The organism is Rhizobium sp. 05N430 (assembly GCF_056396985.1).
In genome coordinates this window covers 703,827-726,048 of the sequence record NZ_JBFTMO010000001.1, presented here as the reverse complement: position 1 = coordinate 726,048, position 22,222 = coordinate 703,827, and the positions used below count along the sequence as shown (strand labels likewise).

23 protein-coding genes and 1 riboswitch are annotated in these 22,222 nt (G+C 61.2%); of the genes, 14 read left to right on the top strand and 9 right to left on the bottom strand.

Annotated features, from left to right (window positions below; genetic code table 11):
* Positions 1-153: 153 nt before the first annotated feature.
* The 10 genes from lipB (at position 154) to sugE (ending at position 9,926) form a co-directional block, all read left to right on the top strand.
* Positions 154-867, top strand: a complete 714-nt coding sequence (gene lipB, locus AC1DJO_RS03565) for a lipoyl(octanoyl) transferase LipB (RefSeq protein ID WP_112516204.1) — start codon at positions 154-156, stop codon at positions 865-867.
* A 57-nt stretch (positions 868-924) separates the two neighbouring features.
* Complete coding sequence (locus AC1DJO_RS03560) at positions 925-1,851, top strand: DMT family transporter (RefSeq protein WP_477969095.1); 927 nt, start codon at positions 925-927, stop codon at positions 1,849-1,851.
* A gap of 98 nt (positions 1,852-1,949) precedes the next feature.
* Positions 1,950-2,642 carry a hypothetical protein gene (locus AC1DJO_RS03555; protein WP_112387316.1) on the top strand — a complete coding sequence of 231 codons (693 nt, stop codon included), beginning with the start codon at positions 1,950-1,952 and terminating at the stop codon, positions 2,640-2,642.
* Positions 2,643-2,744: 102 nt separating this feature from the next.
* A complete protein-coding gene (locus AC1DJO_RS03550) occupies positions 2,745-4,754 on the top strand; it encodes an acetyl-CoA carboxylase biotin carboxylase subunit (protein WP_477969093.1) in 2,010 nt (669 codons plus the stop codon).
* 110 nt (positions 4,755-4,864) lie between these two features.
* On the top strand, positions 4,865-6,127 hold the full coding sequence (locus tag AC1DJO_RS03545; RefSeq protein WP_477969091.1) for a zinc metalloprotease: 1,263 nt from the start codon (positions 4,865-4,867) through the stop codon (positions 6,125-6,127).
* A 122-nt stretch (positions 6,128-6,249) separates the two neighbouring features.
* The gene (locus tag AC1DJO_RS03540) at positions 6,250-7,377 is read left to right on the top strand and encodes an S-(hydroxymethyl)glutathione dehydrogenase/class III alcohol dehydrogenase (RefSeq protein WP_112387313.1); all 1,128 of its coding nucleotides are present in this window, start codon (positions 6,250-6,252) and stop codon (positions 7,375-7,377) included.
* A 104-nt stretch (positions 7,378-7,481) separates the two neighbouring features.
* Positions 7,482-8,060: an S-(hydroxymethyl)glutathione synthase gene (gene gfa / locus AC1DJO_RS03535; RefSeq protein WP_112387312.1), complete on the top strand. Its 579-nt coding sequence runs from the start codon at positions 7,482-7,484 to the stop codon at positions 8,058-8,060.
* Positions 8,061-8,156: 96 nt separating this feature from the next.
* On the top strand, positions 8,157-8,624 hold the full coding sequence (locus AC1DJO_RS03530) for a YaiI/YqxD family protein (protein WP_112516200.1): 468 nt from the start codon (positions 8,157-8,159) through the stop codon (positions 8,622-8,624).
* Positions 8,621-9,454, top strand: a complete 834-nt coding sequence (gene fghA / locus AC1DJO_RS03525; protein WP_477969089.1) for an S-formylglutathione hydrolase — start codon at positions 8,621-8,623, stop codon at positions 9,452-9,454. Before AC1DJO_RS03530 ends, fghA begins: the two co-directional genes overlap by 4 nt.
* 157 nt (positions 9,455-9,611) lie before the next feature.
* Positions 9,612-9,926 carry a quaternary ammonium compound efflux SMR transporter SugE gene (gene sugE / locus AC1DJO_RS03520; protein ID WP_477969087.1) on the top strand — a complete coding sequence of 105 codons (315 nt, stop codon included), beginning with the start codon at positions 9,612-9,614 and terminating at the stop codon, positions 9,924-9,926.
* Positions 9,927-9,964: 38 nt separating this feature from the next.
* Here the strand turns inward: sugE and AC1DJO_RS03515 are convergent, their stop codons facing one another.
* The 7 genes from AC1DJO_RS03515 to crcB all read right to left on the bottom strand — a co-directional run bounded on the left by AC1DJO_RS03515 (position 9,965) and on the right by crcB (position 15,483).
* The gene (locus AC1DJO_RS03515) at positions 9,965-10,360 is read right to left on the bottom strand and encodes a DoxX family protein (protein WP_112387308.1); all 396 of its coding nucleotides are present in this window, start codon (positions 10,358-10,360) and stop codon (positions 9,965-9,967) included.
* Positions 10,361-10,486: 126 nt separating this feature from the next.
* Complete coding sequence (locus tag AC1DJO_RS03510; RefSeq protein ID WP_477969085.1) at positions 10,487-12,019, bottom strand: acyl-CoA carboxylase subunit beta; 1,533 nt, start codon at positions 12,017-12,019, stop codon at positions 10,487-10,489.
* Between the two features lie 32 nt (positions 12,020-12,051).
* Positions 12,052-12,510, bottom strand: coding sequence for a hypothetical protein (locus tag AC1DJO_RS03505; RefSeq protein ID WP_477969083.1), 459 nt, complete (start codon positions 12,508-12,510; stop codon positions 12,052-12,054).
* A 71-nt stretch (positions 12,511-12,581) separates the two neighbouring features.
* Complete coding sequence (locus AC1DJO_RS03500) at positions 12,582-13,367, bottom strand: ATP12 family chaperone protein (RefSeq protein WP_477969081.1); 786 nt, start codon at positions 13,365-13,367, stop codon at positions 12,582-12,584.
* A 9-nt stretch (positions 13,368-13,376) separates the two neighbouring features.
* A complete protein-coding gene (locus tag AC1DJO_RS03495) occupies positions 13,377-14,027 on the bottom strand; it encodes an HAD-IA family hydrolase (protein ID WP_477969079.1) in 651 nt (216 codons plus the stop codon).
* Entirely contained in the window at positions 14,024-15,016 is a 993-nt protein-coding gene (locus tag AC1DJO_RS03490) for an RluA family pseudouridine synthase (protein ID WP_112539202.1), read from the bottom strand. The genes AC1DJO_RS03495 and AC1DJO_RS03490 overlap by 4 nt, the downstream gene beginning before the upstream one ends.
* Positions 15,017-15,105: 89 nt before the next feature.
* Positions 15,106-15,483: a fluoride efflux transporter CrcB gene (crcB, locus tag AC1DJO_RS03485; protein ID WP_310299912.1), complete on the bottom strand. Its 378-nt coding sequence runs from the start codon at positions 15,481-15,483 to the stop codon at positions 15,106-15,108.
* 120 nt (positions 15,484-15,603) lie between these two features.
* On the opposite strand from crcB, the gene AC1DJO_RS03480 reads away from it, so the two are divergent.
* Entirely contained in the window at positions 15,604-15,873 is a 270-nt protein-coding gene (locus AC1DJO_RS03480; RefSeq protein WP_112387301.1) for a hypothetical protein, read from the top strand.
* A gap of 74 nt (positions 15,874-15,947) precedes the next feature.
* On the opposite strand, the gene AC1DJO_RS03475 is transcribed toward AC1DJO_RS03480, so the two are convergent.
* Both AC1DJO_RS03475 and AC1DJO_RS03470 read right to left on the bottom strand, forming a co-directional pair.
* Positions 15,948-16,934, bottom strand: a complete 987-nt coding sequence (locus tag AC1DJO_RS03475) for a copper chaperone PCu(A)C domain-containing protein (RefSeq protein ID WP_477969077.1) — start codon at positions 16,932-16,934, stop codon at positions 15,948-15,950.
* 76 nt (positions 16,935-17,010) lie between these two features.
* A complete protein-coding gene (locus tag AC1DJO_RS03470; RefSeq protein ID WP_477969075.1) occupies positions 17,011-17,391 on the bottom strand; it encodes a hypothetical protein in 381 nt (126 codons plus the stop codon).
* Between the two features lie 159 nt (positions 17,392-17,550).
* Positions 17,551-17,643: riboswitch (glycine riboswitch) on the top strand.
* A 150-nt stretch (positions 17,644-17,793) separates the two neighbouring features.
* Between AC1DJO_RS03470 and gcvT the strand changes: the two genes are divergently transcribed.
* From gcvT to gcvP, 3 genes are read left to right on the top strand one after another with little or no spacing between them, the layout of a single operon-like run.
* Positions 17,794-18,930, top strand: a complete 1,137-nt coding sequence (gcvT, locus tag AC1DJO_RS03465; protein ID WP_477969073.1) for a glycine cleavage system aminomethyltransferase GcvT — start codon at positions 17,794-17,796, stop codon at positions 18,928-18,930.
* A gap of 24 nt (positions 18,931-18,954) precedes the next feature.
* Positions 18,955-19,317 carry a glycine cleavage system protein GcvH gene (gene gcvH, locus AC1DJO_RS03460; protein ID WP_477969071.1) on the top strand — a complete coding sequence of 121 codons (363 nt, stop codon included), beginning with the start codon at positions 18,955-18,957 and terminating at the stop codon, positions 19,315-19,317.
* On the top strand, positions 19,317-22,181 hold the full coding sequence (gcvP, locus tag AC1DJO_RS03455) for an aminomethyl-transferring glycine dehydrogenase (protein WP_477969069.1): 2,865 nt from the start codon (positions 19,317-19,319) through the stop codon (positions 22,179-22,181). Before gcvH ends, gcvP begins: the two co-directional genes overlap by 1 nt.
* Positions 22,182-22,222 lie beyond the last annotated feature (41 nt).

The window sequence follows — 22,222 nt, the reverse complement described above, 5'->3', positions numbered from 1 at the left end:
TTGCGTCGGCGAGGCAGCATGTAGCAAAAGCATTTTGGGCGCACAAGAGCGATATGACAGATTTTTTCAAAACAAATCACAGCATTTGAATTGGTTATCAAACGAGGCCATATAGCAGCATGCCGCTGAGCCTTTGCGGCAAGGGAAAAGTCCATGCTGCGTACCGATCTTCAACTCTCCATGTTTCCACAGGCCGGCAACAAACCCGTGCGCTGGCGCATCGCCGATGAGCTGGTGCCCTATGAGCTTGCTGTGGAAACCATGGAGCGCGAAGTGGCGTTGATTGCCGATGGCGGCGACGAGCTCGTCTGGCTCGTCGAACACCCGCCCCTCTACACGGCAGGCACAAGCGCCGATGCCAAGGATCTCGTGCAGCCCGACCGGTTTCCGGTCTTTGCGACCGGCCGCGGCGGTGAATACACTTATCACGGCCCCGGTCAGCGCGTTGCCTATGTGATGCTCGATCTCAAGCGACGCCGTCAGGACGTTCGCGCCTTTGTCGCAGCCCTCGAGGACGTCGTCATCCGCACGCTCGATTCGATGAATGTCCGCGGCGAGCGGCGCGAGGACCGCGTTGGCGTCTGGGTGCGGCGGCCGGAAAAGCCGTTGCTGCCGGATGGCACGATGAGCGAGGACAAGATCGCCGCCCTCGGCATCCGCCTGCGCCGCTGGGTGACCTTTCACGGGCTGTCGCTTAACGTCGAGCCTGATCTCGATCATTTTACCGGCATCGTCCCCTGCGGGATCTCCGCCTATGGCGTCACCAGCCTAGTCGATCTCGGCCTGCCGGTGATGATGTCAGATGTCGACATCCGTCTGCGTCAGTCGTTCGAATCGGTTTTCGGAGAAACCATCTCAGACGCCTAGATCATATTGATCCGGCGCGGTTCCTGTGGTTGATGGCTGTGTTCCCGAAAGCGCAGCATGTCTCAGCCACAATCATACCAGAACCCGCTTCAAGGCATGGCCATCATGGCCAGCGCCATGATCGTCTTGCCGGCCATGGATGCGATCGCCAAATATATGGCGACGTTCGAATCGATGTCGCCGGGCCAGGTCACGTTCTACCGCTTCTTCTTCCAGCTGGTCTGCACGCTGCCGCTGCTGCTCTATATCTTCCGCTGGAAGGCATTGTCGGCCAAGCGTCCGTGGATGAACCTGTTGCGCGGCGCGCTGCATGGCGCAGCCAGCCTGCTGTTCTTCGTCGCCGTCAAATACATGCCGCTCGCCGATGTCTTCGCCATCTATTTCGTCGAGCCGTTCATGCTGACGGCGATGTCGGCGATGTTCCTGGGCGACAAGGTCGGCTGGCGGCGCTGGACGGCCATCGTGGTCGGCTTCGGCGGCGCGATGATCGTGATCCAGCCGAGCTACGAGATCTTCGGCCTGAAGGCGCTGCTGCCAGTTTTCTGCGCCTTTCTCTATTCCCTCTACCTGTTCCTGAACCGGGCGATCGGCGATGCCGATTCTCCGATGACGATGCAGACCATGGCCGGCATCGGCGGCACGCTGTTCATGTCCGTGGCACTTGCGGGCGGTGCAGCCGCAGGCATTCCGGATTTCGAGATTTCGCTGCCCTCGTCCGTCCTCGGTCTGGTCCTGCTTCTGCTTCTCGGAACGATCTCCGGTTATGCCCATATGCTGATCGTGCGCGCCTTCCGCCTGGCGCCGCTCTCGCTGCTTGCTCCATTTCAGTACTTCGAGATCATCTCGGCAACGGTTCTCGGCTACGCGCTGTTCAATGATTTTCCCACACTTTCCAAGTGGATCGGCATCGCTATCATTGTGGCCTCGGGGCTTTTCATCATCTGGCGCGAGCGGGCGCAGTCGAAATCTGTCAATTCCGTCTGAACGGCGCGGCATTTCGTTAACTGTCGTTGTTCAGGGATCTTCAATTCGCCCGCGCTAGAACCGTCTCCGGCCTCATGATGAGGTTCTGGAGACAAAAAATGAGCGAATTTCGACTCGCTTTCCCGGCATGTGTCATCGCCGGAAAGCATCGGCTTGCCGCCGACGATATCGGCCTTTTGCGCAAGCACAGCTTTCCGGACGGCGTCCGGACATCCGACGACGTCGTCGTCATGCTTGCCCTCAACAATTCCTGCCCCGAAAAATGCCAGGAATGGAACGCGTTCTTCGTCGAGAACCTGGCAGGCTTCATCGTCAACTACACCTATCCGCAGGGCTCGCTCGACGCGATCAACGTTGCCTGGATCATGCGCATGTTTGCGACTGACGGCGTCGTGAATTCCGCACTCGAGCTGGAGTTGGTGCTGCACATCATGGAGATTTCCTCCCATGTGCCGGACGAGCTGCGCGCCTTCGCCCTCGACCAGCTGCGTCTTGCGATCACCGACAATGTCGGCGGTTACAAGCTTTCGCGCGCCGTCGATCGCAAGGGCATCACCCGCCAGGATATCGATTTCGTCATGCGTGTGCTGCGCAATGTCAGCGAAGGCGGCGTCATTCCGGTTTCGCCGGTGACCCATGGCGTTCTCAGGCGGATCGAGACGGAGACCCTGCCCGCCTCGAACCATCCCCGCTGGGTGGAAATCATGCGGGCGCTCGAACTTCGCGACTATCACCAGCCGCGCACCAGCCGCTGGCTACGGATTGTCGATGACGAGCAGGCGGTCGCCTGACCCCCACGCCATAAAGCTGAATATCTGCAAGGTTTTCGCACGATTGTGCGTTCTGAAGTTTCTGCGTAGAACTTCAGGACGCATTTTTCGGGTGGAGTCTGCATGTTCAAGAAAATCCTGATCGCGAATCGCGGCGAGATCGCTTGCCGCGTGATCAAGACTGCGCGGCGTATGGGTATCCTGACGGTCGCAGTCTATTCCGACGCGGATCGGGACGCGCTTCATGTCGAAATGGCAGACGAAGCCATCCATATCGGCCCCGCCCCGGCTTCGGAAAGCTATCTGGTGGCCGGGAAAATCATCGCTGCCTGCAAGGAAACGGGCGCCGAAGCCGTACACCCCGGCTACGGCTTCCTCTCCGAACGCGCCTCCTTCTGCGAAGCGCTGGAGAAGGAAGGCATCGTCTTCATCGGACCGAAGCCCAAAGCGATCCTCGCCATGGGCGACAAGATCGAATCGAAGAAATTCGCCAACGCCGCGAAGGTCTCAACGGTCCCCGGCTATCTCGGCGTCATCGAAGATGCCGTCCATGCGGAAAAGATCGCCGGCGAGATCGGCTACCCCGTCATGATCAAGGCCTCTGCCGGTGGTGGCGGTAAAGGCATGCGTATCGCCTGGAGCGAGAGCGAAGTCCGCGACGGTTTCGACCGGGCACGCTCCGAAGCAAAGAGCTCGTTCGGCGACGACCGCGTCTTCATCGAGAAATACATCGTCGATCCCCGTCATATCGAGATCCAGGTACTCGCCGACGGGCACGGCAATACCGTCTATCTCGGCGAGCGCGAATGCTCGATCCAGCGCCGCAATCAGAAAGTCGCCGAAGAGGCGCCCTCGCCGTTCCTCGATGAAAAGACCCGCAATGCGATGGGCGAGCAGTCTGTCGCGCTTGCCAAGGCCGTCGATTACCAGAGTGCAGGAACCGTCGAATTCATCGTCGATCGCGACCGCAACTTTTATTTCCTGGAAATGAACACCCGGCTGCAGGTCGAGCATCCGGTGACCGAACTCGTCACCGGCGTCGATCTCGTCGAACAGATGATCCGGGTTGCCGCCGGTGAAAAGCTCCCCTTCGTGCAGAAGGACATCAAGCTCAACGGCTGGGCGATCGAAAGCCGTCTCTATGCCGAAGACCCCTATCGCAACTTCCTGCCCTCGATCGGCCGCCTGACGCGCTACCGCCCGCCCGAAGAAGGCAAGCAGGGCGACGTGATCGTCCGCAACGACACCGGCGTCTACGAGGGCGCCGAGATTTCCATGTATTACGACCCGATGATCGCCAAGCTCTGCACCTGGGCGCCGGACCGGCTGGCGGCTATCGATGCGATGGCCGAGGCGCTCGACGCCTTCGTCGTCGACGGGATCGAACATAACGTCCCGTTTCTTTCGGCACTGATGAAACATCCACGCTGGCGCGAGGGCCGCCTGTCGACCGGCTTCATCGCCGAGGAATATCCCGATGGTTTTGCCCCGTCCGAACCGGACGCCTGGCAGCAGACTGCTCTCGCAGCCATCGCGCTCTCGGCATCGCTGATCGAAACGAGCCGCCGCGAGCGCCACGCCGACCGCCTGCGTGCGGCCAGCAGCGATCTGCGCAGCGACTGGGTGGTGAGGATCGGCAAGGACTATGTCGGCCTCTCGCTGACCGACGGCCATGTCACCATCCCCTTCGACATGGGGATGAACGCAGGCGGTAGCGAAATCCAGGTTGTCACCACTTGGAGACCGGGCGAGCCCGTCTGGTCCGGAACGATCGGCGGCGTCAAAGTCATTGCCCAGATCCGCCCCATCCTGAATGGTTTGCGGATCGACTGGCAGGGGCTTTCTGTCCGGACGAAGACGTTTACGCCGCGCCACGCGGAACTCGACAGGCTGATGCCGGTGAAGCTGCCGCCCGATACGTCGAAACTCCTGCTCTGCCCGATGCCCGGCCTTGTCGTGTCGATCTCGGTGTCCGAAGGCCAGGAGGTCAAGGCCGGCGAAACGCTGGCGGTGGTCGAAGCCATGAAGATGGAAAACGTCCTGCGCGCCGAGCGCGACCTCGTCGTCGGCAAGGTCAAGGCGAAGCCGGGTGAAAGCCTGGCGGTCGATGCCGTCATCATGGAATTCGCCTGACCCATTCCGGGACAGCCGCAGCCTTTGAGAGCCTGAAAGCCAAGGATTTTTGTTAAGACGCCCGCTCTATGATGAGGCGTTTTCGTCCTGTGGCTGGGCCGGAGTTGCGAATGACGGCCCTTCAATCGGCAGGCTTGCTGCTATCGATCAATCTTGGCCTGCTCTGGCTGTTGATGCGTATGCCACTCGGGCAGCGCACGATCAGCGTCGTCAGAACCTTCCGTTGTCCGCCGGAAACACTCTGGAAGGCGATCAATCCCGCTGGCGAAGCCGCTGATTGGCATCACGCCGTCATCAGCAGCCGGCCGATCGCACATCGTCCTGGGTTCGTCGAGCAGGTTTACAGTCATCTCGACCGCAATGGAGAGCCGCTGCGCCGCGTCCTGGCGCTCGACCCGCTCCCGGCTGGCGGCGTTCATGCCTTCCGCTCGCGGATTGCCGACGATAGCACGCTCGATCCGCAGTTCTGGACGCATTACACCGAGAGCCGCATCATCAGAGCAACGCCCCAAGGGTCCACACTAGAGATCAGTCAGACCGATCACTATCGCGGTCTCGCTTTCCTGCTCTTCCGCTATTTCGTTCTGCAGCGGGAGGTAAGGTCGCTGCAGGGCTGGCTGGAAACCGGCATTTCGAAGCCGCAGGGTTACTTCGAAGGTCCGTTGGTGCAGACAGGCCTGGCGATCCTCTCGACGCTTCTGCTCTGGCCGTTTTTCGGGCTCAACGTCAGCGGCCTGATGATCTCCACCTTTCTCACGCTGGTCATCGTGCTCCATGAGCTTGGCCATATGGCTGCCTATCGCGCCTTTGGACACAAGTCAGTGCGGATGATCTTCGTCCCCCTGCTCGTCCGTATCGCCATTGGCGGGCGGCCGTACAAGAATCTCTTCGAGGTCGCGGCCTGCGCGCTGATGGGCGCCGGCATGTCGGCTTTCCTCGTGCAGATCGTCATCACCGCATACCAGGGGATCGGTCATGGCCTTCTGCCTGCCAGTTTCGGACGGCCACTGCTTGTCTTCCTGCTGATTCTTGGCGCCTTCAATCTGCTGAACCTCCTGCCCATGCATCGCTTCGACGGTGGACAGGTTCTGCGGCAGATCTTTCGCACCCGCCATTCGCTGATGACGGCGAGTTTCGCTGTCACAGGCTGCATTCTCGCAATCGGCTGGGAAATCGGATTGTCGAACAACCTGCTGATCGCCGGCCTCGTCGTCTTCATCCTGCTGAGCATGATCGGCTCGGGATCCGTCAAGCCGCGCCAAAAGCTTGATGAGATGAATGATGGTGAGCGCATGCTTGTTGCATTCGGGCTTTATGCGGCAATCGCGATGCACGGCTATGCCATTATTTTCGCGAGCGAAAACCTCTTCTGACGTTTGCGGCAAACTCGCTGCCGCATCCCGGACAAAGTGTCTTTTGATCAAGCTTTTTGCTTGAGCCTCCCTCACCCGGCGTGCCAATGTCCGCCATCAAATCATATGAGGGAGATCAGACGATGGACGTTCGCGCCGCAGTCGCCGTTCAGGCCGGCAAGCCGCTTGAGGTCATGACAGTTCAGCTTGAGGGACCACGCGCCGGAGAGGTGCTGGTCGAGGTGAAGGCGACTGGCATCTGCCATACCGATGATTTCACCCTGTCGGGCGCCGATCCGGAAGGCCTCTTCCCGGCAATTCTCGGTCACGAAGGTGCAGGCATCGTCGTCGATGTCGGCCCCGGCGTCACCTCGGTGAAGAAGGGCGACCACGTCATTCCGCTCTACACGCCTGAATGCCGCGAGTGCTATTCCTGCCTGTCGCGCAAGACCAACCTCTGCACATCGATCCGTGCGACGCAGGGCCAGGGGCTGATGCCCGACGGCACCTCGCGCTTCTCGATCGGCAAGGACAAGATCCACCACTATATGGGCTGCTCGACCTTCTCGAACTTCACTGTTCTGCCGGAGATCGCCCTCGCCAAGGTCAATCCGGACGCCCCGTTCGACAAGATCTGCTACATCGGCTGCGGCGTCACCACCGGCATCGGCGCCGTCATCAACACCGCCAAGGTCGAGATCGGCTCGACGGCGATCGTCTTCGGTCTCGGCGGCATCGGTCTGAACGTGCTGCAGGGCCTGCGCCTTGCCGGCGCCGATATGATCATCGGCGTCGATATCAACCCCGACCGCAAGGAATGGGGTGAAAAGTTCGGCATGACGCATTTCGTCAATCCGAAGGAAGTCGGCGACGATATCGTGCCCTATCTCGTCAACCTGACGAAGCGCAACGGCGACCTGATCGGCGGCGCCGATTACACGTTCGATTGCACCGGCAATACCAAGGTCATGCGTCAGGCGCTCGAATCATCGCATCGCGGCTGGGGCAAGTCTGTTATCATCGGCGTTGCCGGCGCCGGCCAGGAAATCTCGACGCGTCCGTTCCAGCTGGTCACCGGCCGCAACTGGATGGGCACGGCCTTTGGCGGCGCGCGCGGCCGCACCGACGTGCCGAAGATCGTCGACTGGTACATGCAGGGCAAGATCCAGATCGACCCGATGATCACCCATACGATGCCGCTCGAAGACATCAACAAGGGCTTCGAGCTGATGCACAAGGGCGAAAGCATCCGGGGCGTGGTGGTCTACTGAGGAGAGTGATGCGGAATGCGGTTCGACGTTGAAATCGCCTGCGGCTTTGTCGCAAATCGATCCTGATTTGGGAGCCGTGGGCAGCTGAGGAGGAGAAGCTGAACATGGCAAACCAGGTATCGATACACCCGCTGCTCGATGGCGGGGTGAAGAAGGGTCAGGCGAATTTCAACGGCGGAACGCTTGTCTGCGCCTGTACGGACAAGCCCGTGAAGGTGGCGGTCAAGGGCACGGTACTGCACAACCATGCCTGTGGCTGCAGCAAGTGCTGGAAGCCCAAGGGCGCCGCATTCTCGATCGTGGCAGTGGCGGCGCATGAGAATGTCTCGGTTCTGGAGAATGGCGACAAGCTTCACGTCGTCGATCCCGAAGCGCTGATCCAGCGCCATGCTTGCAAGCAGTGCGGCGTTCACATGTACGGACCAGTGGAGCGCGATCACGCGTTCAAGGGGCTGGATTTCGTCCATCCCGAACGCTTCCAGGAAAGCGGTTGGCCTGAACCGGGCTTTGCGGCTTTCGTCTCCTCGATCATCGAGACCGGCACGCCGCCTTCAGCGATGGCGGGCGTGCGGGGCAAGTTCAGAGAGATCGGCCTGGAGACCTACGACTGCCTCAATCCGACGCTGATGGACGTCATTGCCACCTGGGTGGCAAAGAAGGCCGGCACACTGAAAGAAGCCTGACATCTTGAACCGATGGCAGCCGCCGGACTATGAGAGCCGAAAGAAAGAACGCTACGCGGTAACGCGCGGCGTTCCAGCAAGAACAGATTGAACTTCATGATCTATGTCGATGCAGACGCCTGCCCGGTCAAACCGGAAATCCTGAAGGTTGCCGAGCGCCTCGGCATCGAGGTCACCTTCGTCGCCAACTCTGGCCTACGCCCATCGCGCGATCCGATGGTGAAGAACGTCATCGTATCCAATGCGTTCGACGCGGCTGACAACTGGATCGCCGAGCATGCAGGTCAAGGTGACGTCGTCGTCACCGCCGATGTACCGCTTGCCGTGCGCTGTGTCGCAACCGGCGCGCTCGTCAGCGGCCCGACCGGACGCGTCTTCGACGACACCAATATCGGTATGGCGAGTGCCATGCGCGACCTCGGCGCCCATCTTCGCGAGACCGGCGAGAGCAAGGGCTACAACGCCGCCTTCAGCCCCAAGGACCGCTCACGGTTCCTGGAAACATTCGATCGCCTCTGCCGGCGCGCCAAGGCCGCCAGCCCCAATACGGACAATCAGCCATGATCATCATTTCCCAGGCAACCGCTTTCGGCGGCATGCAGGGCGTCTTCAGCCACGCTTCAGAAGCCTGCAACTGCGACATGACCTTTGCAGTCTTCGTGCCGCCGCAGGCGATCAAAGAGCCCTGCCCTGTGCTCTGGTATCTCTCCGGTCTCACCTGCACCCATGCAAACGCCATGGAGAAGGGCGAATACCGGCGCATGGCCGCCGAACTTGGCCTGATCATCGTTTGCCCCGACACCAGCCCGCGCGGCAACGATGTCGCCGACGAGCTGACCAATTGGCAGATGGGCAAGGGCGCCGGCTTCTATCTCGACGCAACGGAATCGCCCTGGGCCGAGCACTATCAGATGTACACCTACATCACCGAAGAGCTCCCTGCCCTGATCGCCGAACAATTCCGGGCCGACATGAGCCGTCAGGGCATCTTCGGCCATTCGATGGGCGGTCACGGTGCGATGACCATCGCGCTGAAGAACCCGGAGCGTTTCAAGAGCTGCTCGGCCTTCGCGCCGATCGTCGAACCTTCGACAGCAGACTGGTCGGCACCTGCGCTCGGAAAATATCTCGGCACGGATGAGACCAAATGGCGCCAGTATGACGCCTGCGCGCTGGTAAGCGATGGCGCACGGTTCCCGGAGTTGCTGATCGATCAGGGCAAGGCCGACGGCTTCCTGGAAAAGGGCCTGCGCCCCTGGCTGTTCGAAGAGGCGATCAAAGGCACGGACATCGGTCTGACGCTCCGCATGCACGAGCGCTACGACCACTCCTACTACTTCATCTCGACCTTCATGGACGACCATTTGAAGTGGCATGCCGAGCGGCTTGGGTAAGGCGCAAGAAACGGGTGGCATGGCAGCTATGCCAATTCCTACCTTGAACTCGGCCGTTACTCCGCGCATATAGAAATCAACGCAGACGACTGCGGCGCCCGATCCCCTCGGGCGCAAATGTCGCGGGGACGGCCTCGCTCTTGAAAAGGAGAGTAAGATGGCTTGGTTCCTGCTGTTTCTAGCCGGACTTTTTGAATGTGGTTGGGCGATCGGTCTGAAATATACTGATGGCTTCACGAAACCCATGCCGACCGTTCTCACCGTCATCTCGATGGTGATCAGCGTCGTACTTCTGGGACTTGCAGTAAAGACACTGCCGATCGGCACGGCTTACGCGATCTGGACCGGTATCGGCACGGTCGGCACGGTTCTTCTCGGCATCTGGCTGCTTGGCGATCCCGCCACCGCATCTCGCCTCGCCTGCATCGCACTGATCGTTGCAGGCATCGCGGGGCTGAAGCTCACCGCATGAGATAAAAACGCCGCGGGCTAAAACCCGCGGCGTCTTCTTTAGGCGTTGCGCTTGTCCACCGACAGCGCGCCAGCTCCGGCGAAAACCAGGAACAGGAAGATGAAGCAGAACAGGATCGCTTCGCCGCCGCCGTTGACCGCCGGGTAGAAGCCGCGCGGGAAATGCGCCATGAAATAGGCGATCGCCATCTCACCGGACAGCAGGAAGGCAACCGGCCGCGTCAGGAAGCCGACGAGAACGAGCAGACCACCGATAACCTCAAGCAATGCGGCAACGAGGAAAAGCGGCGGCAGCGAACCACCCTCGCCTTGCGGGATGGGAAAAGCGAAAAGCTTCATCGTGCCATGCTCGATAAAAAGCAAAGCGGTGAAAATTCTGAGCGCAGCCAGCGCGAAGGGTTGGTAGGCGTTCAGGCGATCAAAAATACCAGACATAAGGACTCTCCTTTTAGGGGCGCAAGAGCGTTAGCGCGTCGCCATTCCCAAGAAAAATCACGGAATGCCAACGTCTATTCACTTCTTCGACAGTGCGTAAACAGCTGAAAGGACAGTTTTATTCGCTCATAACGGAATGTTGTCATGCTTCTTCCAGGGATTGGAGAGATCCTTGTTGCGCAGCATCTTCAATCCGCGCGCCAGACGGCGGCGCGTCGAGTGCGGCATGATCACCTCGTCGATGTAACCGCGCTCGGCGGCAACGAAAGGCGACAGGAACCGGTCCTCGTACATTTTCGTATGCGCCGCGATCTTCTCGGGATCGGCAATATCCTTGCGAAAGATGATCTCGACCGCGCCCTTGGCTCCCATGACGGCAATCTGTGCCGTCGGCCAGGCATAGTTCAAGTCGCCGCGCAGATGCTTCGACGCCATCACGTCATAGGCGCCGCCGAAGGCCTTGCGGGTGATCACCGTCAGCTTCGGAACCGTCGCTTCGGCATAGGCAAACAGCAGCTTTGCTCCATGCTTGATCAGGCCGCCATATTCCTGCGCCGTCCCGGGCAGGAATCCCGGCACATCGACAAAGGTCACCAGCGGAATGTTGAAGCAATCGCAGAAGCGCACGAAGCGTGCGGCCTTGCGTGACGCGTCGCTGTCGAGCACGCCGGCCAGCACCATCGGCTGGTTGGCCACGAAGCCGACCGTAGAGCCCTCGATGCGCCCAAAGCCGCAAACGATATTCTTGGCAAAGCTCGCCTGAATCTCGAAGAAATCGCCCTCATCGGCGACCTTCAGGATCAGTTCCTTGATGTCATAGGGCTTGTTGGCGTTGGCGGGCACAAGCGTATCGAGCGACTCGTCCACCTCTGTCACCGGCTGGTAACATTCGATTTCCGGGATCGGCGATGTGTTCGACAAGGGCAGGAAATCGATCAGGCGGCGCACCTGCAGCAGCGTATCGACATCGTTGTCATAGGCGCCGTCGGCAATCGACGAGCGCGTCGTATGCACGGAGGCGCCGCCGAGCTCTTCGGCCGTGACCGTCTCGTTGGTCACAGTCTTGACGACGTCGGGCCCGGTCACGAACATGTAGGACGTATCACGCACCATGAAGATGAAATCGGTCATAGCCGGCGAATAGACGTCGCCACCGGCACAAGGCCCCATGATCACTGATATCTGCGGGATGACGCCCGATGCCAGCACGTTGCGCTGGAACACTTCCGCATAGCCGCCGAGTGCCGCAACACCTTCTTGGATGCGCGCGCCGCCCGCGTCATAGATACCGATGACCGGCGCGCGGTTCTTCAGCGCCATATCCTGCACCTTCATGATCTTCTCGGCATGCGCTTCCGAAAGCGAGCCGCCGAAGACGGTGAAATCCTTGGCGAAGACGAAGACGGTACGACCGTTAACCGTGCCCCAGCCGGTGACGACACCGTCGCCGGCAAAGCGGGTTTTTTCCATGCCGAAATCGGTCGAACGGTGCTCGACGAACATGTCGAACTCTTCGAAGGATTCTTCATCGAGGATCAGGTCGATTCGCTCGCGAGCCGTAAGCTTGCCACGCTTGTGCTGCGCATCGATGCGCGCCTGCCCGCCGCCAAGCCGCGCTTCGTCGCGCCGGCGCTCAAGCTCCTCGAGAATTTCCTTCATGAAAACTCCTCCTGCCGCCAGCGTGGCATTGATCAGCCGCGCCCGGCCGTCAGCTTGAATGCCGAGCGAAGCCGCGCGGCAATATCTTCTGCGAGAATCTGATCGGCCATCGCAGGATCGTTGGCGAAGCTCGACACGTCGAAGGCCGAGACGCCGATCACCGACCCGTCGTCGACAGAGGCAGCATCGGCGGTAATCTTCGCGACGTTGCGGTTGTTGTCGAAGCCCTGCCCCTTAGTGACGGAAACGATGCGGATCGTCAGCACGACGCGCGGATAGACGTCGGTGCGGACCGTGGCATTGATGGCGGCATTGACGCGGTCGCTGATGCCTGACAGCAGAGGCCCGGCGATCCCGGGACCACCGAGAACCACGGCACTTCTGACGTCATATACAGGGGCTGGCGGCTCGCTCGAACCCATGCCGGCGCAGCCGGTCAAGGCAGCGCAGATCATCGCTATCTGGCAAAAACACAACCGCAGCAACTTCATTGAAAAAACCTGCACCCATCCCCACTCAGGAGTCGCAGAGTTCGTCATTATGGCGGTCAAAGCAATATGTTTCAGGCCCTTAGCGCCAAAAAAACATCCGCCGACGCCTTGAAGTCCTCGAAGCGCTTGGCGCGGCGCTCTTCGGCTTCCTCGTCGCTGCCCCAATGCTCGATCGTCCAGTCCTCGTCGAGATGCGCAAGCGACCAGGCTTCGTCCATCGTCAGGTGCCGCTCGGCAAAAGCCAGCGCCAGAATTGCCGATCCAGTCAGCGTCGTCATCGTATGCAACGCGGCAAGCGCCAGCGCGCTATTATGGCGGCGAAGCGTCACGTCGAAAGCCGCGATGGCGTCACGCGGCTGCTCATGATGGATCACGCCCTCGATCAGCAGGAAGCGCGCGCCGAGATCGCCGGCCGCCCAGTCGAGCACCGGATCCCAGCGCTCGGCCTGGCGCTGCACCAGCAGCTCCGGCTGGTCGGCGCGGTAGCAGAGAAGATCGCTGGAGGAAAAGCGCACAATATCGTCGAACACCGCCTGTGTGTCCGTCGCCACGCCGTCGAGCGCCGTGTTCACCAGCCGCGTCACAGGCATGGTCGCCGGATCGATCACCTCGGCCTGCGCCTGCCATTCGGCAGAGAGCAGATCGGCAAGCGGCTTGGTCGGCACGGCAAGGATTTTCTTGGCAGGCGTGCGGACAGGCCGGCCGTCGAGCAGAATCGCAAATCCGGCATCCTGCTCGGCAACGGAAACGTCCTTGTAGAAGCGCTTCGGCAGGGGCTTCTTCATCTGGATCTGCGCGCGGCGGATCGGATCGGGATGGCTGAGTCCTTCGGAAAGGTCGTTCAACAGGTCGCGCATGGCGTCACCTCAAAAATGGTCGAGCACGTCGTTCGGATGATGGGCGATGGCATCGGCACCTGCAGCAATCAGCTCATCGACACTGGCATATCCCCAGGATACACCGATCGCTTTGGCGCCCGCGGCCTTCGCCATCTGCATATCGTAAATCGCATCGCCGATGACAACGGTATCCGCAGCATTCATCCCGGTTTCGTCACAGCATTCGCTCACCATGGCCGGATGCGGCTTCGACGGGCAATCGTCGGCTGTGCGCGAAACGATGAAGTGTGGCGTAAAGCCATGGATTTCAAGAACGCTGACGAGGCCACGCCGGGACTTGCCGGTCACGGCACCGATCAGGATATCGTCGCGTGCCGCAAGCGTTGCAATGACGGGCTTGATACCGTCGAAGAGCGGCACGTCCATGCCGGGTTCGCCGCGCACATCCATGTAGATTTTCTTGTAATGCGCGGTCATCGCCACCGCCTCGTCATCAACATGCGGTTTGCCCTGCATCCGGGCAATGGCGATATCGAGCGTCAGGCCGATGATCGACTTGGTGCTTTCGATCGCAGGCCGTGGATGGCCGAAGGCCACGAAAGTCCGTGCCATAACTTCATGGATCAGCGCAGCACTATCGACAAGCGTGCCGTCGCAATCGAACAGGGCGAGCTTCATTCGTAGTCTTCCCGATCCGCCTCTGCGAGGTCGAGGCCGAGCAGGTTCCAGGTCTGCACCATATGCGGCGGCAGCGGCGCGGTGACCCGCAGACGGCCGCCATTCGGATGAGGAACGTCGATCTTGCGCGCATGCAGATGCAGCTTCTTCTGCACGCCGCCGGGGAAATCCCAGTTATGGTCGTCGTCGAAATATTTGGGGTCGCCGATGATCGGGTGGCCGATGTGCAGCGCGTGCACACGCAACTGGTGCGTACGCCCGGTATAGGGCTCCATCTCCAGCCAGGCGAGGTTCTGCGCTGCCGTTTCGCGCACCTTGTAGTAGGAGATCGCGTGGTCGGCCCCCTCCTCGCCGTGCTTGCAGACCCGCATGCGGTCACCGTCCGGCGTCTGCTCCTTGACGAGCCAGGTCGAGATCTTGTCCTCGTGCTTGCGCGGTACGCCCTTCACCAGCGACCAGTAGGTCTTCTTGGTGTCGCGCTCGCGAAACGCCGCCGTCAGCTTTTGCGCCGCGCCGCGGGTGCGGGCAATCACCAACACGCCCGAGGTGTCGCGGTCGAGCCGATGCACCAGCCGCGGTTTCTCGCCCTTCGGGCTGGTCCAGGCCTCAAGCATCTTATCGATATTGCGCGTCACGCCCGATCCGCCCTGCACAGCAAGGCCGGCCGGCTTGTTGAGCACGATCACCTTGTCGTCCTCGTGCAGGACCATACGCTGCAGCAATTCGTAGTCGCCACCATGCTTCAGATCATGGCCGGCGATCGGAGTGTTCTTCTTGGCGTCAACGTCGATCGGCGGAACGCGTACCACCTGCCCGGGCTGTACCCGCGCATCGGTCTTGACGCGGCCGCCATCGACACGCACCTGGCCGGAGCGCAGGAGCTTCTGGAGAGGACCGAAGCCCAGGCCCGGAAAATGGATCTTGAACCAGCGATCGAGCCGCATGCCCGCCTCGTCCGGTTCGACGGTGATATGTTCAATGCCAGCCATGAAAGTACTTTCGGAAAGAGTTGCCAGCGCCAGGCGCGGCCTTTGCCGGTGGCTTTAGAGCATTTTTGTCGAAAACGGAAACCCGAATCTCAGATCAGCGCCCGCATCAGCGCAAGACCGGCGACAACGGCAGCCATCGAGAGACCGACGCTGGCAGCGATATAGACGCCGCCAAGCACGGCTTCGCCGCGTTCGAAAAGCGAAATTGCGTCCAGAGAAAAGGCTGAGAACGTCGTGAAACCGCCGAGGAAGCCGGTGATCAGCAAGAGCCGCAACTCTACCGACGCATTGAAACGGCGGGCGATCATCTCGGCAAACACGCCGATGACGAAACATCCGGCGACATTGACGATCAGCGTGCCCCACGGAAAGTTGGGACCCCACAGCCTGAGCGACCACTGGCCGACGAAATAACGCAGGAGAGAGCCGAGAGCGCCACCGGCGGCAACGAGAAAAGCCTGGAACATGGCTCTGTTTAGCGCAGCAGAAGAGCATTTCCAATCGTTTCCCGGTAATTCCGGCAGATCGGTAAAATGCGAGTATTTTCCTTAGCCGGGAGCCAACGCCACACCGGTATCGTCGAAAGCATGACACAGGTCGTGACCATATCGGCAAGCACTGCGGCTGCCGCCTTCGACTCGTTGCGGATCGCTCCGCGCGTTCCGGCAAGCATGGCCGCGAAGGATGCCCGCAGGATTGCCGAGCGCCAGCTGCGCGGCGTCGAAGCGGCCGACGAACATGAAGAAATGCCGAACATCATCCAGTCGACGGAAGTGGCGCTGGACCTGATGACCAAGGGCAACAAGCAGCCGCAGGCAGGCCTGCAGCACGCGCTTAAATCCTACGAAGACTTCTAACTTCTGTCCCCGGAAGGCAGAAAGGCCCGCGGTCTGTGACGCGGGCCTTTTTGTTAATTGCCTTGACGGGCGTGTTACTTGCCCTGCGCCGAAAGCACCTTCAGCGTCACATCGACCTTGCCCGCCTTTTCGAATGTCAGCGTCACCGGAACTGTGTCACCCTGCTTGAAGGGCGCCGTGACCTTCTGGAACATCAGATGCAGGGCGCCGGGCTCAAGCTTGACGGTCCCGCCCGCAGGAATGGCGATGCCACCCTTCAGCTCACGCATCTTCATGACGTTGTTCTCGGTCTTCATCTCGTGCATCTGCACCTCGCCAGCATTTGGCGACGTGATGGCGACAAGCGTATCATCGCTCTTGCCGTTGTTCTTGACCGTGAAGAAGCCACCGCCGACAGGTTGGCCCGGAAGCATCGCCTTGGCAAAGGCACCGGATATTTCGAGATCGCCGATCTTCGCCTCGTCGCCCGCGGGCGCCGCCATGGCCATTCCGGCCATGCCGCTCATGTCCATGCCGGCCATGTCGTCGTGGCCATGGCCGTGATCGCTGCCCTCGACCACCTTCAGCACCGGCGCCGGGCTCTTCAGCTTGTGCGGATCGCTGCCATCGGCGGCGATCTGATCCCAGGCCTCGACGGTATCGCCGCAGAGCTGCGTGACCGGGAAAGCCAGCGAGGTGCCGGCATCGACGCCGGAGACCTTACCCTGGATCACGAAGGTGTCGTAGAAATCATCGGAGAGATTGCCGCCCTTCCAGCGGATCTCGATCGCGCCCGACTTCACCGACGTACCGTGATTGTCGTAGCTCTTCTTGTAGTCGCCCTTGATGACTTCGAGCTCCCAGCCGGCCTTCGGCTGCGGCTTGGCGAAGACGAAGCCTTCCGGCAGCTTGACGCGAACCTCGTTGGTCGGCTTGCCGTCACAGCCATGCGGCACCTGCAGCGTTGCAAGGATCGTCGCTTCCTGCGGCGCGTCGGCGTCGAGGAAGGTCACATGAGCGCTTGCCGCGGTTGCGGCAAAGGACAGGGCGGCGGCAAGGCCAAGTGTCTGGGCAGTCTTCATCGGATATCTCCTGGCCGGCATCCGCATAGCTTGTGGCGGTGTCCGGCAAATATAGCGTTTCGGTTCAGGCTGGAGATCAGGCCAGAACCGGCGGCCCCCGCGATTTCGGCTGAGCCACGGCGCGAAGCGGCAGGGCGGCGATATCGCTCGTCAGGCCGTTCTCGAACGAAGCAAAATCGAGCTTCAACCATCCGGCAGCGTCCGGCGCGGGCAGGATCACCGAAGCAGCGAGGCGACAGACGTCGCAATTCGGCCCCATCGGGATCCGCTTGCCTTCGTCATCCTTGACGGTGACGCAGAGCGAGGCGAAGGAACCGTCAGGCAGTGTATATTCAGCAGCGTTGTAAAGCGGCTCGGCGCCGAGTTGCGGCAGCTGGTGCCCAAGGCCGAGCAAAAGCAGGCTCAGCGCGCAGATCATGCGCGTCAGCATCCCGGCTTTTCGGCTCCTTGCAGTCATCCAATCCCCTCACCGCTGATGTCGCGATTAATCACTTTATTGGCGAAAAGCAAAAGCCGATTTGCCGCAGAATGCAATTCGCGCCGGGGCGGCGCGACAAAAATTTGCTCGGTGGCGACATTCCCCTCTTGCCAAGCACCCGTTCCGCCCGATAATTGCCGCAACCTTGTTGGGAGAAGCTGGTTTGCAAGAACCGGTGCCGAAGGAGCAACCGCCCCGGAAACTCTCAGGCAAAAGGACCACAAGGGGCAGACGGAACTCTGGAGAGAGGCGTTCTCGAAACGCTCGCCGAAGGGATAACAATCTCAGGCGCAAGGACAGAGGGGGCTCGATAACAGGGCGTAACCGCGCCTTCATTTGAGCCCGCGCATGGACTTCCACGCGCAACGACCGGAGGCGTCATTGGACGATACTGCTGCCCTCAAGAAAACCCCGCTTCATGCGATGCATCTGTCGCTCGGCGCCCGCATGGTTCCCTTCGCAGGCTACGACATGCCGGTGCAATATCCGGCCGGCGTGATGAAGGAACATCTGCAGACCCGCCAGGCTGCGGGCGTCTTCGACGTTTCGCATATGGGCCAGGTGATCGTTAAGGCGAAGACCGGCAAGTATGAGGATGCGGCCCTTGCGCTCGAAAGCCTCGTGCCCGTCGATATTCTCGGCCTCGCCGAGGGACGCCAGCGCTACGGCTTCTTTACTGAAGAGCACGGCGGCATCCTCGACGATCTGATGATCTCCCATCTCGACGACCACCTGTTCGTCGTCGTCAACGCCGCCTGCAAGGACGAAGACGTCGCCCATATGCAGAAACATATCGGCGACCGCTGCGACATCACCGTACTCGACCGCGCGCTCGTTGCGCTGCAGGGACCGCGCGCCGTCGATGTGCTCGCCGAACTCTGGGCCGATGTCGCCGCCATGAAGTTCATGGACGTGCGTCACTGCCGCCTGCACGACGTTTCCTGTCTCGTTTCCCGTTCGGGCTATTCCGGCGAGGACGGCTTTGAGATCTCCATTCCTGCGGACAAGGCCGAGGATGTCACCAAGCGGTTGCTTGAGCATCCCGATGTCGAGGCAATCGGCCTCGGCGCCCGCGACTCGCTCCGCCTCGAGGCCGGTCTCTGCCTTTATGGCAACGACATCGACACGACGACGACGCCTGTCGAAGCGGCCCTCGAATGGGGCATGCAGAAGGCCCGCAAGACCGGTGGCGCCCGCTCCGGCGGTTTCCCGGGTGCTGCACGCATTCTCTCCGAACTCGACAATGGCGCCACGCGCCGCCGCGTCGGCCTCAAGCCCGAAGGCAAGGCGCCGGTGCGCGGCCATGCCAAGCTCTACGCCGATGCCGAAGGCAAGACCGAGATCGGCGAAGTCACGTCCGGTGGCTTCGGCCCGAGCGTCGAGGGACCTGTCGCCATGGGTTACGTGCCCGTTTCGCACGCGGCTGCCGGAACCGAAATCTATGCTGAAGTGCGCGGCAAGTATCTGCCTGTTACCGTCAGCGCCCTGCCCTTCATCACGCCGACCTACAAACGCTGAACCTTTTCCAGAGAGGACCTTTCCATGCTGAAATTTACCGAAGAACACGAATGGCTGAAGATCGAAGGCGGCGTTGCAACGGTTGGCATCACCAATTACGCGGTCGACCAGCTCGGCGACCTGGTTTTCGTCGAACTGCCTGAAGTCGGCGCAAGCTTTGGCAAGAACGACAACGCAGCGACCGTCGAATCCGTGAAGGCTGCTTCCGACGTCTATTGTCCGCTTGATGGCGAAATCACCGAAGTGAACCCGGCCATCGTTGCCGATCCGTCGCTGGTCAATTCCGATCCGCAGGGTGCCGGCTGGTTCTTCAAGCTGAAGCTTGCAAATGCGGCTGATGCCGATGGCCTGCTCGACGAGGCGGCCTACAAGGAGCTCATCGCGTAATGACGACGCCGACGGAATTCCAGTTTACCGACTACCAGCCCTATGACTTCGCAAACCGCCGTCATATCGGACCGTCTCCGGCCGAAATGACCGATATGCTCAAGGTCATCGGCTATAGCAGCCTCGACGGGCTGATCGACGCGACCGTGCCGCCCTCCATCCGCCAGAAGGCGCCGCTTGTCTGGGGCGCGCCGATGACGGAACGCGAGGCGCTCGACAAGCTGCGCGAGACCGCCAACAAGAACAAGGTTCTGACCTCGCTGATCGGCCAGGGCTATTACGGCACGATCACGCCGCCGGTCATCCAGCGCAACATCCTGGAAAACCCGGCCTGGTACACGGCCTACACGCCCTACCAGCCTGAAATCTCGCAGGGCCGCCTCGAAGCGCTGCTGAACTACCAGACGATGATCTGCGATCTGACCGGTCTCGATGTCGCCAACGCATCGCTGCTCGACGAAGCGACGGCTGCTGCCGAAGGCATGGCGATGGCCGAGCGCGTCTCGAAGTCGAAGGCCAAGGCCTTCTTCGTCGATGCCGCCTGCCATCCGCAGACGATCGAGCTGATCAAGACTCGCGCCGAGCCGCTCGGCTGGAGCGTTATTGTCGGCAACCCGTTCACTGATCTCGACCCCGTCGATGTCTTCGGCGCGATCTTCCAGTATCCCGGCACCCATGGCCACGTCCATGATTTCACCGGCCTGATTTCCCGCCTGCACCAGACCGGCGCCATCGCCGTCGTTGCCGCCGATATCCTGGCGCTCACGCTGCTCAAGTCTCCGGGCGAAATGGGCGCCGATATTGCCATCGGCAATTCGCAGCGCTTCGGCGTTCCGGTCGGTTACGGCGGTCCGCATGCGGCCTATATGTCGGTCAAGGACGCACACAAGCGTTCGATGCCCGGCCGCCTCGTCGGCGTCTCCGTCGACGCCCGCGGCAACCGCGCCTACCGCCTGTCGCTGCAGACCCGCGAACAGCATATCCGCCGCGAGAAGGCGACGTCGAACATCTGCACCGCGCAGGTTCTGCTCGCCGTCATGGCCTCGATGTATGCCGTCTTCCACGGCCCCAAGGGCATCAAGGCGATCGCACAGCAGGTCCACCAGAAGGCCGTGCTGATGGCCAAGGGTCTCGAAAAGCTCGGCTACACGATCGAGCCCGAGACCTTCTTCGACACTGTAACCGTCGATGTCGGCCACATGCAGGGCGTCATCCTGCGCTCGGCTGTTGCGGAGGGTGTGAACCTGCGCAAGGTCGGCGCCACCAAGATCGGCATGAGCCTTGACGAGCGCACCCGCCCGGCAACGCTGGAAGCCGTCTGGCGCGCATTCGGCGGCAACTTCGCAGTTGCCGAATTCGAGCCGGGCTATCGCCTGCCGAAGGGTCTCGCCCGCACCAGCGAGTACCTGACGCATCCGATCTTCCACATGAACCGCGCCGAAAGCGAGATGACCCGCTATATCCGCCGGCTCTCCGACCGCGATCTGGCACTCGACCGCTCGATGATCCCGCTCGGCTCCTGCACGATGAAGCTGAACGCCACGGCGGAAATGCTGCCGATCACCTGGCCGGAATTCTCGGACATCCATCCTTATGTCCCGGCGGACCAAGCGCTCGGCTACCGCGAGATGATCGACGATCTGATCGAAAAGCTCTGCGCCGTCACCGGCTATGACGCCTTCTCGATGCAGCCGAATTCCGGCGCGCAGGGCGAATACGCGGGCCTGCTGACGATCCGCAACTACCATATCGCCAATGGCAATGGTCACCGCGACGTCTGCCTGATCCCGACTTCGGCGCATGGCACCAACCCGGCTTCGGCCCAGATGGTCGGCATGAAGGTCGTGGTCGTCAAGGTTCGCGAAAACGGCGATATCGACCTCGACGATTTCCGCGCCAAGGCCGAGCAGTATTCTGAGAACCTCTCCTGCTGCATGATCACCTACCCCTCGACGCATGGCGTATTCGAGGAAACGGTGAAGGAAATCTGCGACCTCGTGCACAAGCACGGCGGCCAGGTCTATCTCGACGGCGCCAACATGAACGCCATGGTCGGCCTGTCCCGCCCAGGTGACATCGGCTCCGACGTCTCGCACCTCAACCTGCACAAGACCTTCTGCATTCCGCATGGCGGCGGCGGTCCCGGCATGGGTCCGATCGGCGTCAAGTCGCATCTGGCGCCCTTCCTTCCGGGTCACCCGGAAAGCGACGGCCGCCCGGGTGCGGTCTCCGCGGCAGCTTTCGGCTCGGCATCGATCCTGCCGATCTCCTGGAGCTACTGCCTGATGATGGGCGGCGACGGCCTGACGCAGGCAACCAAGGTGGCGATCCTCAACGCCAACTACATCGCAGCCCGGCTAAAGGGCGCCTATGACGTGCTCTACAAGTCCGAAGCCGGCCGCGTGGCGCATGAGTGCATCATCGACACCCGCCCGCTGGTCGACAGCTGCGGCGTGACGGTGGACGACGTCGCCAAGCGCCTGATCGACTGCGGTTTCCATGCGCCGACCATGAGCTGGCCGGTTGCCGGCACGCTGATGATCGAGCCGACGGAATCGGAAACAAAGGCCGAACTCGACCGTTTCTGCGAAGCCATGCTGGCGATCCGCCAGGAAGCCCGCGACATTGAGGAAGGCCGTTCCGACAAGGCGAACAACCCGCTGAAGAACGCCCCGCACACGGTCGAAGACCTGGTCGGCGAATGGGATCGCCCCTATTCGCGCGAACAGGCCTGCTTCCCGCCGGGCGCTTTCCGCGTCGACAAATACTGGTCGCCGGTCAACCGTGTCGACAATGTCTTCGGCGACCGCAACCTGATCTGCACCTGCCCGCCGCTGGAAGACTATGCCGAAGCGGCCGAGTAAGGTCTGAACAACGAAACGCCCGGCTTGGTCCGGGCGTTTTC

Coding starts and splice junctions, on each gene's coding strand:
- lipB (WP_112516204.1), top strand. CDS start 154: ATGCTGCGTACCGATCTTCAACTCTCCATGTTTCCACAGGCCGGCAAC.
- AC1DJO_RS03560 (WP_477969095.1), top strand. CDS start 925: ATGTCTCAGCCACAATCATACCAGAACCCGCTTCAAGGCATGGCCATC.
- AC1DJO_RS03555 (WP_112387316.1), top strand. CDS start 1,950: ATGAGCGAATTTCGACTCGCTTTCCCGGCATGTGTCATCGCCGGAAAG.
- AC1DJO_RS03550 (WP_477969093.1), top strand. CDS start 2,745: ATGTTCAAGAAAATCCTGATCGCGAATCGCGGCGAGATCGCTTGCCGC.
- AC1DJO_RS03545 (WP_477969091.1), top strand. CDS start 4,865: ATGACGGCCCTTCAATCGGCAGGCTTGCTGCTATCGATCAATCTTGGC.
- AC1DJO_RS03540 (WP_112387313.1), top strand. CDS start 6,250: ATGGACGTTCGCGCCGCAGTCGCCGTTCAGGCCGGCAAGCCGCTTGAG.
- gfa (WP_112387312.1), top strand. CDS start 7,482: ATGGCAAACCAGGTATCGATACACCCGCTGCTCGATGGCGGGGTGAAG.
- AC1DJO_RS03530 (WP_112516200.1), top strand. CDS start 8,157: ATGATCTATGTCGATGCAGACGCCTGCCCGGTCAAACCGGAAATCCTG.
- fghA (WP_477969089.1), top strand. CDS start 8,621: ATGATCATCATTTCCCAGGCAACCGCTTTCGGCGGCATGCAGGGCGTC.
- sugE (WP_477969087.1), top strand. CDS start 9,612: ATGGCTTGGTTCCTGCTGTTTCTAGCCGGACTTTTTGAATGTGGTTGG.
- AC1DJO_RS03515 (WP_112387308.1), bottom strand. CDS start 10,360: ATGTCTGGTATTTTTGATCGCCTGAACGCCTACCAACCCTTCGCGCTG.
- AC1DJO_RS03510 (WP_477969085.1), bottom strand. CDS start 12,019: ATGAAGGAAATTCTCGAGGAGCTTGAGCGCCGGCGCGACGAAGCGCGG.
- AC1DJO_RS03505 (WP_477969083.1), bottom strand. CDS start 12,510: ATGAAGTTGCTGCGGTTGTGTTTTTGCCAGATAGCGATGATCTGCGCT.
- AC1DJO_RS03500 (WP_477969081.1), bottom strand. CDS start 13,367: ATGCGCGACCTGTTGAACGACCTTTCCGAAGGACTCAGCCATCCCGAT.
- AC1DJO_RS03495 (WP_477969079.1), bottom strand. CDS start 14,027: ATGAAGCTCGCCCTGTTCGATTGCGACGGCACGCTTGTCGATAGTGCT.
- AC1DJO_RS03490 (WP_112539202.1), bottom strand. CDS start 15,016: ATGGCTGGCATTGAACATATCACCGTCGAACCGGACGAGGCGGGCATG.
- crcB (WP_310299912.1), bottom strand. CDS start 15,483: ATGTTCCAGGCTTTTCTCGTTGCCGCCGGTGGCGCTCTCGGCTCTCTC.
- AC1DJO_RS03480 (WP_112387301.1), top strand. CDS start 15,604: ATGACACAGGTCGTGACCATATCGGCAAGCACTGCGGCTGCCGCCTTC.
- AC1DJO_RS03475 (WP_477969077.1), bottom strand. CDS start 16,934: ATGAAGACTGCCCAGACACTTGGCCTTGCCGCCGCCCTGTCCTTTGCC.
- AC1DJO_RS03470 (WP_477969075.1), bottom strand. CDS start 17,391: ATGACTGCAAGGAGCCGAAAAGCCGGGATGCTGACGCGCATGATCTGC.
- gcvH (WP_477969071.1), top strand. CDS start 18,955: ATGCTGAAATTTACCGAAGAACACGAATGGCTGAAGATCGAAGGCGGC.
- gcvP (WP_477969069.1), top strand. CDS start 19,317: ATGACGACGCCGACGGAATTCCAGTTTACCGACTACCAGCCCTATGAC.